This window comes from Pseudoalteromonas sp. 20-MNA-CIBAN-0454, from assembly GCF_040308685.1.
Lineage (GTDB): Bacteria > Pseudomonadota > Gammaproteobacteria > Enterobacterales > Alteromonadaceae > Pseudoalteromonas > Pseudoalteromonas nigrifaciens.
On record NZ_JBEOOB010000008.1, the window covers coordinates 82,806 to 99,374 of the forward strand.

Below are 16,569 nucleotides of genomic sequence, written 5' to 3' on the forward strand. Positions count from 1 at the left end.
TAACCTGAGCTCCGGATAATAAACTTATCTCAAGCAGCTGTTTTCAGCGCTAACTGCGTTGAATTTACTTGCAATAGGCCAGCTATTGACGCGTAAATTCGCCTTGTTTTCACTGAAAACCTCTGGCTAGAGAAAATAAAATTAAATATAACGATGATTCAATATGTTAGTAAATCTCTTAACCAGAGTTCAGGTTAACTATAAATTAAGCATACGCTTTTTTAGCCTTTCTAAGTCAATCGCATTGGAGCGTACGGTGAGCTTAATATGGCTATATTCATATTCTTCTTTAATGACACTCATGCTCGAGCGAATTTCACCCACTATACCTTTGGCGGTATAAGGAATAATAACCTCTTCTTCAATCATGTCGCTTTGTGCTGTATCAACAATGTATTTATGTAATTTAGCTATATCAGCTGGGTTACGTGTTGATGTCATCATGGCATCAGGAAATTCAGCCATTAATGCTTGTTGTTGCTCATCGCTAAGTTGATCTGACTTGTTAAGTACTAATAACTTTTTACTACCTTGTACGCCCACTTCTGCCAATACATTATGCACTACATCTAGTTGTGAGCGAAAAGACGCATCCGAGGCATCAACTACATATAACAATAACGACGCATCATGTGCCTCGGCTAAAGTTGAATGAAATGAAGCAACTAAGTCATGCGGTAATTTTTTAATAAAACCAACTGTATCAGATACCAATATGCGTGGTTGCGTTATTGGATACAAAGCACGAACTGTGGTATCCAGCGTAGCAAAAAGCTTGTTTTCGCCCTCTACGTCACTGCCCGTAATTGCGCGCATCATCGACGATTTACCCGCATTGGTATAACCAATCAAAGCAACCGAAAATAGCTCTGAGCGCTGTTCTCGTCTGTCCATCATTACATCTTGAACATTTACCAGTTCACGCTTTAACTCGGCTAATTGGTCGCGTACTTTACGACGGTTAAGTTCAAGCGTTGTCTCACCTGCACCCTTACCCATTTGGCGTTCTTTATCGCCGGTAGTTGTTTCACGCAGACGCGGCGCTACATAGTTAAGGCGAGCAATTTCAACTTGTAATTTTGCTGTTTTAGTGCGCGCATGGCGGCTAAATATTTCAATAATTATGCCGGTGCGGTCAAATACTTCCACACCTAACTGGTTCTCAACATTACGTAGTTGAGAAGGCGTTAAATCGCAGTCAAAAACGACAACATCGGCACAAGCAAAATCTAAACCGTCTGATGGAATTTCTGATGGCATGTCGGATAATGGATCGTCATCAAGAAAATTTTCATCCTCATCTGCAGCAGAACCTTTATTTCCAGTAAGGCGCGCTATTTCAGCCAGTTTGCCTGAGCCAAGTACATTTACTTTTTGGGTAGAACTTTGCTTTTGTGATTGTGTGCCAACTACTTTAAAGCCAAGAGTGGTAACTAGGCGTGCCAACTCTGCAAGCGACTCAGTTGCTTCATCGCCTTTAAAGTGAGGTGTACTAATAGAGATAAGTAATGCGTTAGGAAGTGATGCTTTTGCAGTTAGTTGCATAGTTTTTTATGTTAATGCACCGCGAAGTGCAAACCTATTTTCATTCGAAAGTAGCCTGATCCTACGCTGTTATAGCTTGGCTTTATAGCGTTATAACTAACTTAAGCGGTTATTTAAATAAAACACCCCATAAATAGCTAAATTTATGGGGTGTTTTTAAGTACAGGCTCTCACAGCAATAAGCTGCAATTGCTTTAAACTATTTTAGTTAAACTACGCCTTGCTCTATCATTGCATCGGCAACACGGCGAAAACCAGCAATATTAGCGCCAAGTAACAGGTTAGTAGGTTGGCCAAATTCTGCCGCTGTTTCGTTAGCAATATTAAAAATGTTTTTCATTATGTGCTGTAATTTTGCATCCACTTCTTCAAAAGTCCAACTTTGCATACTGGCATTTTGCGCCATTTCTAATTGGCTGGTTGCAACGCCGCCCGCATTAGCAGCTTTACCTGGGCCGTAAGCTATTTTGGCTTTAATAAAGCAGTCAATCGCGTCTTTGGTCGAAGGCATGTTTGCACCTTCACTCACCAAAATACAGCCATTGCTTAGTAGCGCTTTTGCATCGCCTTGAGTTAACTCATTTTGAGTGGCACACGGGAACGCAGCATCGGCTTTAAAACGCCACACTGCATGCCCATCTTCTGGGTAATCTGCGCGAGCAATATAAGTAGCTTCTGGGTAGCTTTCTTTATATTTGCTTAAACAGCCACGTTGCTGCTCTTTTAACTCTTTAATAAGCGTTAAGTCTATACCCGCGTCATGAAATAACGTACCGCGAGAGTCACTACAGGTAATTGGTTTTGCATTTAATTGATACAGCTTTTCCATCGCATAAATAGCAACATTACCCGAGCCCGAAATTAAACAACGTTTTCCAGCTAGGCTATCATCGCGGTTTTGTAGCATGTAGTTTGCAAAATACACTGCGCCGTAGCCAGTTGCTTCTTTACGAACTAACGAGCCACCCCACATTAGGCTTTTACCGGTTAACACACCATCGTAACGCCCTGTTAAACGCTTGTACTGGCCAAACAAATAACCAATTTCGCGTGCGCCAACACCAATATCCCCTGCAGGTACGTCGGTAGTTGGGCCAATGTGGCGGTATAACTCGTTCATAAATGATTGGCAAAAACGCATTATTTCACCGTCTGAGCGCCCTTTTGGATCAAAGTTAGCACCGCCTTTACCACCACCAATAGGTAGGCCGGTTAATGAGTTTTTAAACACTTGCTCAAAACCCAAAAACTTAATAATACTGGCATTAACACTCGGGTGAAAACGCAAGCCCCCCTTATATGGGCCCAAGGTAGAGCTAAATTCAATGCGATAGCCTTTATTTACTTGAATATTACCTTCGTCGTCAACCCAAGGTACACGAAACATTAGTTGACGCTCTGGCTCTACCATTCTTTCTATAATGGCTTCTTTTTGATAATTTGTAGTTTTTGCAAAAAGAGGTTCTAAAGATTCTAGTACTTCTTCAACAGCTTGATAAAACTCACTTTGCGCGGGGCTAGTTTGCTTTAATTGAGCTATCGTACTATGTATATAATTCATAATTATTCTTCCGTGTAAGCTATTTTTAAAATTTGAGAATTCGGGTAAGTATGATTGAGTTTGTTTTTTGAATATAAATCTATTTTAAAATCATAATTTTCATACACCTTACCATTAGAAAGAGTGGTGTTGCACGTCATTCAAGTTGAATTATTTTACTGTTGTGTAAAAATAAAACAGCGACTAGCCAAATTTTTATTCACTTTAACAATATAAAAATACAGTGCGCAGTTGCTAAAACTAAACAAACAGCTAACAAAGGAGGTAATTACTTGATATTTAAATGATCTCATTCAATTGCTAGTTTATTAAGCGGTATTGAACAATTTTAAAGTAGGCGTGTAACAAATTGAAATATATTTAACTTAAAAACAACAAAACGCTAAAACAAGGGCTGTTTTAGCGTTTTGAAAGAGTAATGGCTTTACCTTGCTTACTCAGCAGTGCTTTGTGGACGAACCTGCTGTTGTACACCCGTTAAAAATAAACGAAGTACCTGGTTGTTACATACGCGGTAGTGCTTGTTATCTACTTTACGAGAAAACGCGCTTAGCTCATGCTTACTCAAATTAAAGTCAACGAGTGCCAGCGTCGCAATCACATCTTCCGCTTTCATATTTAAAGCAATACGCAGCTTCATAAAAATAATATTGTTATTTAACTTGCTCTCAGGAGCAGGTTGATCGCCTTCGCGCTTACCACGTTGCGTATTAATAAAACCATTTAAAAAAGTTGCAAACTCTGTATCACTTATTTCAGTGTAAGCCTCTTCGCCTTCTTTAGTTAACCAAGCAATTACTTGCTCTGTAGTAACCGTATGCTCAGCTGCAGCAAAAACATTTACCATAGCGGTGTCGGTTAAATTAAAAGTGTAGCGAATGCGGCGTAAAATATCGTTATTTGTCAAAGTAAATCCCAGAGTAGTAAATGCTAACCCAATGGTTAGTTATTGTTAGCTTGTAAATAAGCGCCCTAGTTTAACAGACTTGCCAATACTGCCCTATTAGTTTTTATTTAGCAGCGCACACGCTACCAATGCCGCTAATTACCCAGCACTTTTGCAGGGTCAACTCTTGTTGCTTGCCACGCCGGATAAATAGTAGCTAACGCCGCTAAAATAAAAGTAACAACAACTGTTACCACAATATCTTGCCACACTAACTTACTGGGTAAAAACTCTATAAAATAAACTCCTTGAAGTGGGTTTGCGCCAAAGAGTTGGCTGAGCCAAGTAAATAATTCGCTAATATTTATTGCCAGTACCACACCAATTAAGCTGCCTAATACCACACCTACAAAAGCTTGCGTTAACCCCTGCATTACAAAGGTAGCTAAAATGGTACTGTCTTTTGCGCCCATGGTTTTTAAAATAGCAATATTGCCTTGTTTTTCGCGTACTTCCATTACCAATGAGGACACAATATTAAAACTTGCCACAGCTATAATTAAAAACACCACAATATAAACTATGGTACGCACCATTTGTATATCTTGGTATAAGCTGCCTTGCGTTCTAAACCAACTAGAAATGTATACATAGTCGTCTATGGTTTGCCCTACCCGTAGCGCAATTTGATGCGCGGTAAATACGTCATCAACGCTTAGGCGAAGCCCGGTTACTTGGCTTTCATCGTAACCTAATGTTTGCTGCGCTTTATTAAGGTGGATAAATGCAGCTGTGCTGTCTATTGGCCCACCCATTTCAACAATACCTGCAAGTAACAGCGTTACTCGCTTAGGGGCTAATAATGACTGCCCTTGCTGAGCTATTTGAGGAATAAGTAAGGTAATACTATCGCCCACGCTGGCATCGAGCTGGTTAACTATTTGCTTGCCTAAAATAACTTCATCAATGCCAAGCTGGCTCACCAATTTGCCTTTGGTAAATTGATTAATAGCCGACACGCTCCCCTCTAATGAAGGCTCAACCCCGCGTATTTCTACTGCTTTTAATTGGCTTTTAAATTGCGCCATGCCGTTAACTGCAATAAATGGCGCGGCGCCGGTTACATGATCTTGCTGTCGCAGCTGCTCAACTTTTTGTGGCCAATTAGCAATTGGCCTATTAGGCGCTACATATTCAACCTGCGGCACTACGCTTAATAAGCGATGCACTAATTGCTGCTCAAAGCCATTAATTACCGACAGCGCAACTATTAAAACCGCAACGCCCAATAAAATACCCACAGTAGATGCTTTAGCTATAAAGCTTACAAAGCCATTTTTTTCATCTTTATGACCAGAATACGCTCTAAAGCGTTTACTTATAAACGCACTAAGCAACATGTTGCGACTCTTTAATAGTAAGTTTTCCATCATCTAAATAGGCTATTTTACCGAGTTTGTCGGCCAGCTCTAAGTCGTGTGTTACCACCACAAAGCTGGTATTTAAACTTTTATTAAGCTCATTTATTAAGTCGTATATTTTAATCGCGTTCTGTTTATCTAAATTACCGGTTGGCTCATCGGCAAGCACTAATGCCGGTTTAGTAACGAGCGCGCGCGCAATTGCCACTCGTTGGCGCTCACCACCAGACAGTGCCGACGGCTTATGAGAGCTGCGATGCGCTAGGCCCACTTTTTCAAGCATTTCTAATGCAGCTACTTTCGCAGCCTTAGCACTTAGTCCTTTAATTAAAAGCGGCATAGCTACATTTTCTACCGCGCTAAATTCCATAAGCAAATGATGAAATTGATAAATAAAGCCTAAGTTTTTATTTCTAAATGCTGCTTGCTCTTTACGAGAGAGTTTAGCCACTTCTTGATTTTTAATTTTAGCACTGCCAGAGGTTGCAGTATCGAGCGTACCGAGTATGTGCAATAAAGTACTTTTACCCGAACCAGAGCTGCCCACTATGGCCAGCATTTCACCTTGTTGCAGGGCTAAATTAACCCCTTTTAACACTGCAACTTGGTTACTACCATCTTGATAAACCTTGTTTAAATTTTCACAACTAATAACTAAATCATTCATAACGCAATACCTCGGCTGGTTTTACTTTTGCGGCTTTGCGCGCAGGGTAAACAGTGGCTAAAAAGCTCATAGCAATACTCGAACAAGCGATAATAATTAGGCTTGGCACATCAAACTTTACCGGCAACTCTATACCTGCCATCAAATTTAACCCTACTAATGCTAATAATTCATTAATATATAAACTAAGTAATACACCTAAAAATGCCCCTACTGCGGTGCCAATCACGCCATTATAAAGCCCTTGCACCATAAACACTTTTTGTACTTGCGATGGTGTTAAACCCAAAGTTTGTAAAATAGCGACTTCGCCTTGTTTTTCACTTACCATCATCGTTAGCGCAGAGACAATATTAAATACCGCAACCAGCACAATAAGCCCTAATAACATCGACATAATCCGTTTTTCCATTGCTACAGCAGCAAATAATGTGCCTTGGCTGCTGCGCCAATCTGTATAGGTATGATCTTTTAATATTAGTTTGCTGGCCTGTATAAATTCATCCAATGCAAAGGGTTCATACAAAGAAATACTTAAATTAGGTGCAGTGTTTTGATCCAACTTTAATACGCGTTGCAACGACGTACCACTGGTAAAAGCCAGCCCCATGTCAATTTCAGAGCCGGTTTCGTAAATGGCTGCTATTTTAAACAAGCGTTGGCTAGGCATACGCCCAAGCGGTGTATAGGTAGAAGCATTTGGCATAATAACCCGCAGCTTATCTCCCAAACCAACACCTAATTTACGGCTCAGGTAGCGACTAATGGCAATGCTATAGTTTTTATTAAGTACTGTTTGCCAATTTCCTTGTACTATTTTATCGGTAATTTTATAGAGCGAGCCGTCATCGCCATATAAGCCTTGCAGCAACACACCGTGTAAATCTTTATTGGTTTGTAATATAGCTTCACCATGCTGATAAAGGCTTACAGTACTTACATAAGGAGATTGTTCAAGATCTGCTTTTAAACTACTCATTTGCGCTGCAGTACGCTTATTAGCTTGCACTTCAACGTGCGGAATAAGCCCAAGCATATTGGTTTTTAAGCTGCCTTCAAAGCCATTCATTACTGAACTGACAGTAAATAATGCCATTAAGCCAATCGCAATACCGGCAATAGAAAAAAACGAGATAAATGAAATAAACGCATTCCCTTTTGAGGAGCGACTATATCTAAGCCCAATAAACAAACTAACCGGTTGAAACATATTGTTTTTAAACACTTATCCTAAAAATAGTAACTTATAATAACACGAATAATCCGTACTTGGGTATGCCACTAAATGTAATAAATATTTAAAAATCTGATACTTGGCTAGAATAAAAATTAAATGATTAACCCGCTATTAAGCTTTTAGTCCTGCGACTAAATAATCAAGTAGCACCCTTACATTAGTTGCCACAAACTGTCGAGGCGGATACACACCCCATACCCCTTCTTGCAGCGGCTGATAGGATGTTAAAATAGGCACTAACTGCCCTGTTTTTAACTCGTTTTCAATGTAGTAATTAGGGAGCTGAATAATCCCTAAACCTTTTTTAGCGCCATCTACCAACGCCCAGCCACTATTACATTGCAGTCGCCCAGCTATTTTAATATGCTTTTCGCGCCCTCCTTCGTTTACCCGCCAATAACGACTATTCCCCACTAAACATTGATGATTTATTAGCTCACCTAATGTGTGTGGCTCGCCAAATCGGGTTAAATAATCAGGGGCACAACACATAATAAAACGCCGTGCACTTAAGCGCCGTGCTTTTAAGCTCGAGTCTTTTAAATGCCCCAGTCTAATAGCTAGATCAAAACCACCTTCTAATAAGTTTTCTTGCTCATTACTGAGCGTAGCAACGACTTCTACATCGGGGTGGTCGTGCATAAAATTATGCACTATTGGCATAATAAAGCTCTCGCCATACATTACCGGGGCTGTTAGATTAATTTTACCTTTTGGCGTACTTTGCTGTTGCGCTAAACTTTGCGTGGCATCATCCATTGCATGTTGTAAATGCTTTATTTGGTGTAAAAACACCTCACCTTCTTTGGTCAAAACCACTTTACGCGTTGTGCGCGTTAGCAACTGTGTATTTAAGCGTTGTTCAAGCGCACTAACATGGCGGCTAATATGCGCAACCGACAGCCCAATTGCTTTGCCTGCAGCGGTAAAACTACCTTCTTCACCTACCGCAATAAATTCGTCTATTCCATCCCATCGTGCCATTGTTACAGTTCTGAAAAAGTGTTTTAATAAAATTGAGATTATCATTATTTGAGAAACAAATACAATAGCTACATCACCCAAGCAAATTGGGTCTACAATTATTATCTACCCACTACAAAGGATAAGCACATGTCAGAATTTATTAAATCAAAAGCAGCTATTGCTTGGGGTCCTAATCAACCACTTAGTGTTGAAGAAGTTGATGTGATGATGCCTAAAAAAGGCGAAGTAATGGTAAAAATTACCGCTACTGGTGTATGTCATACCGATGCATTTACATTATCGGGTGAAGATCCTGAAGGTATATTCCCTGCAATTTTAGGCCACGAAGGCGCTGGTGTTGTATATGCAATCGGCGAAGGCGTAACCAGCGTAGAAATTGGCGATCATGTTATTCCTTTATACACCGCAGAATGTGGTGAATGTAAAATGTGTACCTCGGGCAAAACTAACCTGTGTTCTGCTGTGCGCGAAACCCAAGGTAAAGGCTTAATGCCAGACGGTACAACACGTTTTTATAAAGACGGTCAGCCAATTTACCACTACATGGGTTGCTCAACTTTCTCTGAGTACACAGTACTGCCAGAAATCTCTTTAGCTAAAGTAAACAAAGAAGCGTCTTTAGAAGAAATATGCTTACTAGGCTGTGGCGTAACAACAGGTATGGGCGCAGTAACAAACACAGCTAAAGTAAAAGCGGGCGACACTGTAGCTATTTTCGGTTTAGGTGGCATAGGTTTATCAGCTATTATTGGCGCAAAAATGGCCGGTGCGAGTCGTATTATCGGTATCGATATAAACAACTCTAAATACGAGTTAGCAACCAAGCTTGGCGCAACCGATTTAATTAATCCAAAAGACTTCGACAAGCCAATTCAAGACGTAATTGTTGAAATGACCGATGGCGGCGTTGACTACTCGTTTGAATGTATTGGTAATGTTGATGTTATGCGCTCAGCACTTGAGTGTTGTCATAAAGGTTGGGGTGAGTCGGTAATTATTGGTGTAGCAGGCGCTGGCCAAGAAATTGCTACTCGTCCATTCCAATTAGTTACTGGGCGTGTATGGCGTGGTAGCGCATTTGGTGGTGTTAAAGGCCGCTCACAACTACCTGAAATTGTAGAACGTTACATGGCTGGCGAGTTTGCACTAAATGACTTTATTACCCACACAATGGGCCTTGAAGACATTAATGATGCATTTGATTTAATGCACGAAGGCAAAAGCATTCGTACCGTTATTCATTACTAAGCAATAAACCAATCGCTTGTATTCACGGTGTGGATATAAGCGGCTTTTGAGGATTATCATGTTAGAAAATATCTCAAGTGTAAAAGTATCCGGTGGCTGGCATAAACAATATACGCACAGCGCTGTAAGCACTCATTGTACTATGCGTTTTGCCGTTTTTTTGCCGCCCGGCGCTAGTGAAAGTAATAAAGTACCGGTACTTTATTGGCTTTCAGGTTTAACCTGCACCGACGAAAACTTTATGCAAAAAGCAGGCGCATTCAAAAAAGCAGCTGAGCTAGGTATTGCTATTGTGGCACCCGACACTAGCCCTCGTGGGGATAATGTTCCTAACGAAGACAGCTACGATTTTGCTCAAGGCGCTGGGTTTTATGTTAACGCGACACAAGCCCCTTACAACACTCACTTTAATATGTACGACTACGTAGTGAATGAATTACCCGCGCTTATAGAGCAGCACTTTCCAGTGACTAGCACAAAAGCAATTAGTGGTCATTCAATGGGCGGCCACGGTGCGTTGATGATCGCCCTTAAAAACCCACAGGATTATGTTAGTGCCTCGGCGTTTAGCCCTATAGTAAACCCTATTAATTGCCCATGGGGCGTTAAAGCGTTTACGGGTTATTTAGGAGCCGATAAAACAACATGGGCACAATACGACAGCTGCAAATTAATGGCTAAAGCTGAGCAAAGTAACTACTTGCCAATGTTAGTGAGCCAAGGCGATGCCGATAACTTTTTAGACGAGCAATTAAAACCGCAAAATTTAGTGGCTGTTGCAAAACAAAAAGACTACCCACTGACCCTAGAAATGCAAACCGGGTACGATCATAGTTACTTTTTTATCAGTAGCTTTATTGATCAGCACTTGGTATTTCATCATCAGTATTTGTCTGCATAACAATATTATTGTTTGTAGTAATAATGTGTAGAGAACCCTCTACACATTATTTTAAACTATTAAAAAAACGTCCTTACTTGCATCAGTATTCACTCGCCTTTTATTACCCTGCTTGCTGTGGCTCTACCCATAAGCTTATTTAGAGCATGCTGACCTTGTAAAATAAAATCAAATTTTAAATTTTAAATTGTAACGGTGTTAAACAAAGCACATTACTCATGCACTTCCTTTTTTATAAACTCCTTAACAAAACCAATTAATTGCAGTAAATATATAATCAAAAAAGGGAATGCACCTACAATCGCAACGCTGTGATTTAAAGGCTCGTTATTTTCAACTAATAATACGCAAGCATACAATCCCAACGCAAACGACCAGGCGTATAACCAAAACGGCAGAATCATCAGAGGTTGCTAACGCGCAGTAATAACGCGTTTTTTTCAAGTTTAGTGGCTGTATTTATTGTTTTTTTTAAAAGGCAAGTGATGTACATAATTACCTTTAATATAAGTAAAAGAATATGGATATTCAAAAGCGATATCAAACTAACTACTTAGTAAAATAGTAAAATAGTAAAATAGTAGTGTAACTATTACCAAGCCAGGCAGAATAAAAATAAAGGCAAACCTAAATTACTGAATTTAAAATATTAAATAAATGGCTTACAGATTGCTAGCTAGTTATTAAGATTAACTAAAAAGGCAAGATCATGGAAATTGATTTACAGTGGCACGAAATCGTTGATAATCTGATTCACTTAGGCATAGCTTATTTACTCGCTTTGCCAATGGCCTACGACAGAGAGCGCAGCCAAGATGGTGCGGGGCTGCGTACCTTTCCGTTAGTAGCGGTGGCATCATGTGGTTATGCGTTAATTGCGTTGTCTGTACTTGACTCCTCTGAAGCACAATCAAAAATGTTACAGGGGATCATTACCGGTATCGGCTTTATTGGCGGTGGCGCAATTTTAAAAAATAACCAGTCCACCTCAGGTACTGCCACCGCGGCGAGCATTTGGAATATGGGTTTAATTGGTATTGCTGTGGCCTACAGTCGCTACGAAATAGCTATTTTACTGGCCATTATTAACTTTATAACATTACGCTATATTAAAAAGTTTAAGTAACCTCTTAATTTTATATCTTAATAAAAACAAAAAAGGCGCTATAAAAGCGCCTTACCAAACAAGAATGTGTGCTTAAAACATGTCTTGATAGGGATTTTTTGTATTAAAAGCAATCGCTTTTTCAAAGCCAGGAAGGTGTATGCTTTGCTCATCTATAACAATGTCGTTGTCGTCAATTAAGCCATCACCAAAACGATAAATTAGTTGGTATTGGCCTAAGTCTGCTTGTGATTGATAGCTTTGTTGCGCTGCTTTTACAGCCACATTTTTATTAGCATAATCATCCATAACGCTTTTGCCATGGCGCTTGGCAAGCATTTGCAGTGTTATTTTTGCAGACAATACTGTAGCGGTAGCATTGTTACCACCAAAGCCTTTTGAGTTAATAAATGCAATATCCATATCACCGCAATCATAGTGGCTGTTTCTAATATCTAGATGATCAGCGTAAACATCGTCGGCTATTTTATCTATAGTCGTAATACCAGGCATAATATTGTGGCTAAATACACCTAATGCTATAGCTAACTGATCGCCACTTGCAGGAGCAATAGTATGGCCAACATATGCTTTTGGCGCAGTTACTTTCCAGTTATCAATAGCAAAGGTTTGTGCCACTTTATGATAAATCAATGACTCGGTTACACGGTTTAATGGCGTGCTTGAACCATGGGCTAATATAAAGCTGCGCTGTTGCAGGGCTTCTTTACCTAATAAGCTACTTGCCAGTGCCGCCGATTTTGCCATAGTAATGTAGTTACCCGGCCCTGGTGAAGTAATTGACTTTTTAATCCCGTCGGCATTTACAAATACATCTGGCACACACCCCATAATGTCAGCGCCTAACTCTAGTGCTAGAGCATCATCCATTAAAATAGCCACTTGCGCGCCTTCACCTAGCGTAAAGCCACAGTTTTCGCCAAACGGACGGCTACTTTTACGATAGTCGGGCTCATCTGTATTACTTAAGTTATCTAAACGGCGCAAACCTTCAACGTTTGCCAGTGCGCTCATGTTACCAAAGCCTTCTATAACCTCTGGCGTAATAGCACATTCAACACTGGCTACTACAGCAACGCGAGTGCGCCCGGCTTGTATATCGTTAACCGCTGCGCGTAAGTTATATAAAAACGTAGCACATGCGCCCGAAGTTGAAAACGTAGTACCTACGTTGCCCGTTACATACGCATTAATAAAATCGGTCGACATAGTATTTAAACCCAGCGCTAATTGCTTAGTGCTTACGCGGTCGCCTTGCTGGCGAGCTTTAACTAAGCCACCTAAACCTGTGTCATCCATTTGGCCAATAACCGACGCCGAATAGGTACCAATTTTGTCTGGCTCTACGCTATTCATTATATGTTGCCAATCAAGCCCGGTTGACTTTATTGCATCGGTAGCAGCAAAAATAGTTGCTTGCAAACCACGTGGCTGATAGCGGCTGTTATACATTACTGACGGATCAAACCCAGTAGGAAACTGCCCTGCCGATTTAATCGGGTTGTCACGAGTTGAAGCGTGTTTAACATCTATATCTGCGGCAATAGTAACTTTAACTTTTTTACCTTCGAGCTGCTCTACCTGCCAGCTTGCAGGTATCGGTTGTGGTAAATCGCGAGCACGGGTTTCAAACACAATCGCATTCTCATCCGAGTTGCTTAGCGTCATTTTTTGCTGCCATGGGGTAGCGTCTGGATCAAAATGTTCGTTTTCGATTTTACGAATAAGCGTGCCGGCAATTATTTGTTCACCAAAACGTGCTTCTATGTCGCTTTGCTCAACATTGTTACCTTGAGTGTCTTGTAGTTGATTATCAACAACACTAACTAAATTCATCAAGGTGGCGAGGCCTAAAAACGTTTCTTGACGATCTTGTGCACTTAAACTGTCTAACACAATACGGCGGTAACCTTGGTGAAAAGAAGTACGGCCAGCGGCATTAATGCCTCCCATGCCTACAATTACGGGTAATGCGGTCATAATTTACCTTTAAAAAACGTGTTATAAGAATATGACACTAGTTTAAATGGATTGCGCACCACTCTTTGTGCTTTAATAGCCAAATATTAAGCATAAAAGGCCAACTCTAACTGGTCGGAGCATCTATATGACTGATAAACAGAGTAACCCCCCATTAAATATAGCTATTGCTGTTTACCAACACTTATTAATAACGAGTTTAACCCTCCCTATAGAAATGTTGAGAGCGGGCGAAGCCTTTGCAAAAGGCCATATTAATAAACAAAACTTTAGGCCACTCGCTATTCATTTAGTTGCTAAAAACCTTGAACCAATAAGTAATCGTACCGGCTTGGCAATCCTTCCCGATTGCGCCACCAGCAATACCCCCAATTGCGATTTAGTAATAGTGCCCGGTATTTGGCGAAACCCGCGCCCAGTTGTACGCACTAATCAAAATATAGTTACTTGGTTGGGGCAAAGTTTTACTAATGGCAGCCATATTATAGGTGTAGGCACTGGCAACTGTTTACTAGCAGAGGCCAAGTTACTTGACGGGCACCCAGCAACCACCCATTGGCATTACGCTAAACAATTTAGTCACGACTACCCCAAGGTACTGTTAAAGCCTGACTTTTTTATTACTCAATCCGAGCGACTCTATACCGTAGCCAGCCTAAACGCCCTAGCCGATGTAATAGTGCATATTATTAGCCAGTATTATGGCAAAGCTGCAGCGCAGCATGTTGAGCGCAATTTTTCCCACGAAATACGCAAACCCTACGAAGATCAGCGCTATCTTGAAGGTGCGGTTGATCGCCATCCCGATGAGTTAATTGCCCAAATTCAATTTTGGTTAAAAACCAACTTAGCAACAGAGCTTAATTTACAGGATGTAGCCGCACAGTTTAATTTAAGCTATCGCTCTTTTACGCGGCGCTTTAAAGCAGCTACCAACCAAAGCCCTATTGAGTATTGGCAACAGTTACGAGTAGAAGGTGCTAAAGAGTTGCTCGCTTCGTCAAATTTATCAATTCAGGAAGTAGCGTTAGAAGTTGGCTATAACGATCAAGGTCATTTAACGCGAATATTTAGAAAAATATTGAACCAAACACCCAGTGAGTATCGTAAAGTAGTGAGAAAAAAATTGTTTGGCTAATACTTTAAAAACAAGTCAGGCTACTGTAATAATATAAACCATTAACTAAAACACAAGGAAGTTGGAAATATGCATGTAAATTTTAGTGAAAATTTACTATTAGATATTGAAGCAGAGACTGATCTCAATATTAGACTAACTCGCTTGCTAGCACTTATTCGTAAACACCTTGATATGGACGTTGCTTTTATTTCTGAGTTTAAAGACTCTAAACGTATATTTAAATTAGTTGATACCAAACGCCCTAACGACATTGTAAAAGTAGGTAATTTTGATCCCATAAACGAAACCTACTGTAATAAATTAGCCAATAATGAACTAGATAATATAATACCTGACACCAGTAAAAATAGTATAACCCGCGATATGCCGGTTACTAAAAAGCTTAATATTGGCGCTTATATTGGGGTGCCAATTACCTTATCTAACGGCGATATTTATGGCACATTTTGCTGCTACAACGAGCAAAAAGACGACACATTAAACAAGCGTGATCTGGCGTTTTTAAATTTAATTTCAGATCTGGCCTCGCAGCTTATTGATACGCAAATACAAAACAATGAAGCAAAACAACTTATTAAATCTAACGTACTTAATATTATAAACACAAACAAGATTGAGATTTACTACCAGCCTATATATAGCTTAAACACAAATAAAATTTCGGGTTACGAATCCTTGTCTCGCTTTTTTGTTGAGCCCTATAGAACACCTAACATTTGGTTTGATGAAGCAGCACAGTTTGGTTTAGGTGAAGCTCTAGAAATGTTGGCAATAAACAATGTTTTAGGCAATATGAGTCATTTTAATAAAGAGGTGTATGTGTCAATTAACACCTCTCCAGAGCATATACTAAGTGGTGCCGTTGCCAATGCATTAGCTGCTATTTCTGATTGCAGCAATATAGTATTGGAGGTAACCGAACACTCTCCTATTGCTAACTACAATGAAATGTTAACGGCACTCGCGCCACTGCGTAAAAAAGGCATACGCCTAGCTATAGACGATGTTGGTGCGGGGTATTCTTCTTTTCAGCATATTTTGGAGCTACAAGCAGATATTATTAAACTTGATATTAGCCTTACCCGAAACATTAATAGCGACCGTCGAAAATATTTATTAGCTAAAGCATTATGCGGATTTGCTAAAGACATTGGTTGTAATATTATTGCCGAAGGCATAGAAACACTAGAAGAAATAAACACCCTCCGCAAACTAAATGTCGATAAAGTTCAGGGCTATTATTTAGGACGCCCACAAGCACTTTGCGATGCTTTAGTGCATCAAAAATTAGTATTAAGCTAGTTATAAATTTAATTATAAAAACGCCACTTTATAAGTGGCGCTCTGTTTCATTTTCGCTCTTGCGATAATAGCGCTTAGAATAAATTTTAACTTTAGTGTGCACACCTTTACTTAAGCTTTTAAACTTAGCTTCAAGCACATCAACACCGTATAAAATACCGACCACCAGCACAGAGAGCTTAATAGCTGCGCCCAAGTTTTCGGTGGCTATCATTACACCAATAGACGCTAACACCCAAATGGTTGCTGCCGACGTTACTCCTACCACAGCGCCGTCTTTAGCTAGCATTACGCCTGCGCCCAAAAAGCCAATACCAGTAATTATTTGCCCCACTACGCGAGAGTGGTCAATTACATCGCCTTGTAAATTAAACGCAGTCGATAAAAATAAATAGGTACCTAAAGTAATTAACGCAGAAGTACGAATACCCACAGGTTTGCCACGTAATTGGCGCTCAATACCAATAATAGCGCCACAAAATGCCGCCGTACCAATTGCAGCCCATGAGTACGGAGCTACATCAAATAAATCAGGTAAAAACACGTAATTTCCTCGTTATTCATATA

At 40.2% G+C, this 16,569-nt stretch carries 14 protein-coding genes; 5 read left to right on the top strand and 9 right to left on the bottom strand.

What is annotated here, in order from left to right; genetic code table 11:
- Positions 1–198: 198 nt before the first annotated feature.
- From hflX to AAEZ22_RS05765, 7 genes are all read right to left on the bottom strand, one after another.
- The gene (gene hflX / locus AAEZ22_RS05735; RefSeq protein WP_309217096.1) at positions 199–1,545 is read right to left on the bottom strand and encodes a GTPase HflX; all 1,347 of its coding nucleotides are present in this window, start codon (positions 1,543–1,545) and stop codon (positions 199–201) included.
- 208 nt (positions 1,546–1,753) lie between these two features.
- A complete protein-coding gene (gene gdhA, locus AAEZ22_RS05740; RefSeq protein WP_011328073.1) occupies positions 1,754–3,106 on the bottom strand; it encodes an NADP-specific glutamate dehydrogenase in 1,353 nt (450 codons plus the stop codon).
- Positions 3,107–3,539: 433 nt separating this feature from the next.
- Entirely contained in the window at positions 3,540–4,013 is a 474-nt protein-coding gene (locus tag AAEZ22_RS05745; RefSeq protein ID WP_011328072.1) for a YehS family protein, read from the bottom strand.
- 134 nt (positions 4,014–4,147) lie between these two features.
- On the bottom strand, positions 4,148–5,392 hold the full coding sequence (locus tag AAEZ22_RS05750) for a lipoprotein-releasing ABC transporter permease subunit (protein WP_309217095.1): 1,245 nt from the start codon (positions 5,390–5,392) through the stop codon (positions 4,148–4,150).
- A complete protein-coding gene (gene lolD / locus AAEZ22_RS05755; protein ID WP_309217093.1) occupies positions 5,382–6,080 on the bottom strand; it encodes a lipoprotein-releasing ABC transporter ATP-binding protein LolD in 699 nt (232 codons plus the stop codon). Before lolD ends, AAEZ22_RS05750 begins: the two co-directional genes overlap by 11 nt.
- Entirely contained in the window at positions 6,073–7,290 is a 1,218-nt protein-coding gene (locus tag AAEZ22_RS05760; protein WP_309217160.1) for a lipoprotein-releasing ABC transporter permease subunit, read from the bottom strand. The genes lolD and AAEZ22_RS05760 overlap by 8 nt, the downstream gene beginning before the upstream one ends.
- Before the next feature lie 138 nt (positions 7,291–7,428).
- Positions 7,429–8,301 (bottom strand): LysR family transcriptional regulator, encoded by an 873-nt coding sequence (locus tag AAEZ22_RS05765; RefSeq protein ID WP_086996014.1) that lies wholly within the window; start codon positions 8,299–8,301, stop codon positions 7,429–7,431.
- Between the two features lie 129 nt (positions 8,302–8,430).
- Here AAEZ22_RS05765 and AAEZ22_RS05770 point away from each other — a divergent pair, with 129 nt between their 5' ends.
- From AAEZ22_RS05770 to AAEZ22_RS05780, 3 genes are all read left to right on the top strand, one after another.
- A complete protein-coding gene (locus AAEZ22_RS05770) occupies positions 8,431–9,552 on the top strand; it encodes an S-(hydroxymethyl)glutathione dehydrogenase/class III alcohol dehydrogenase (protein ID WP_011328067.1) in 1,122 nt (373 codons plus the stop codon).
- A gap of 58 nt (positions 9,553–9,610) precedes the next feature.
- Positions 9,611–10,453: an S-formylglutathione hydrolase gene (gene fghA, locus AAEZ22_RS05775; protein WP_011328066.1), complete on the top strand. Its 843-nt coding sequence runs from the start codon at positions 9,611–9,613 to the stop codon at positions 10,451–10,453.
- A 709-nt stretch (positions 10,454–11,162) separates the two neighbouring features.
- Positions 11,163–11,579, top strand: coding sequence for an MgtC/SapB family protein (locus tag AAEZ22_RS05780; RefSeq protein WP_011328064.1), 417 nt, complete (start codon positions 11,163–11,165; stop codon positions 11,577–11,579).
- 72 nt (positions 11,580–11,651) lie between these two features.
- Here the strand turns inward: AAEZ22_RS05780 and AAEZ22_RS05785 are convergent, their stop codons facing one another.
- Positions 11,652–13,559 carry a beta-ketoacyl synthase gene (locus AAEZ22_RS05785; RefSeq protein ID WP_089368221.1) on the bottom strand — a complete coding sequence of 636 codons (1,908 nt, stop codon included), beginning with the start codon at positions 13,557–13,559 and terminating at the stop codon, positions 11,652–11,654.
- Positions 13,560–13,686: 127 nt separating this feature from the next.
- On the opposite strand from AAEZ22_RS05785, the gene AAEZ22_RS05790 reads away from it, so the two are divergent.
- Positions 13,687–14,697 (top strand): GlxA family transcriptional regulator, encoded by a 1,011-nt coding sequence (locus tag AAEZ22_RS05790; protein WP_089368220.1) that lies wholly within the window; start codon positions 13,687–13,689, stop codon positions 14,695–14,697.
- Positions 14,698–14,766: 69 nt separating this feature from the next.
- On the top strand, positions 14,767–16,002 hold the full coding sequence (locus AAEZ22_RS05795) for a sensor domain-containing phosphodiesterase (RefSeq protein ID WP_352296523.1): 1,236 nt from the start codon (positions 14,767–14,769) through the stop codon (positions 16,000–16,002).
- Positions 16,003–16,030: 28 nt separating this feature from the next.
- On the opposite strand, the gene AAEZ22_RS05800 is transcribed toward AAEZ22_RS05795, so the two are convergent.
- Entirely contained in the window at positions 16,031–16,546 is a 516-nt protein-coding gene (locus AAEZ22_RS05800) for an MgtC/SapB family protein (RefSeq protein WP_011328060.1), read from the bottom strand.
- Positions 16,547–16,569: the final 23 nt, after the last annotated feature.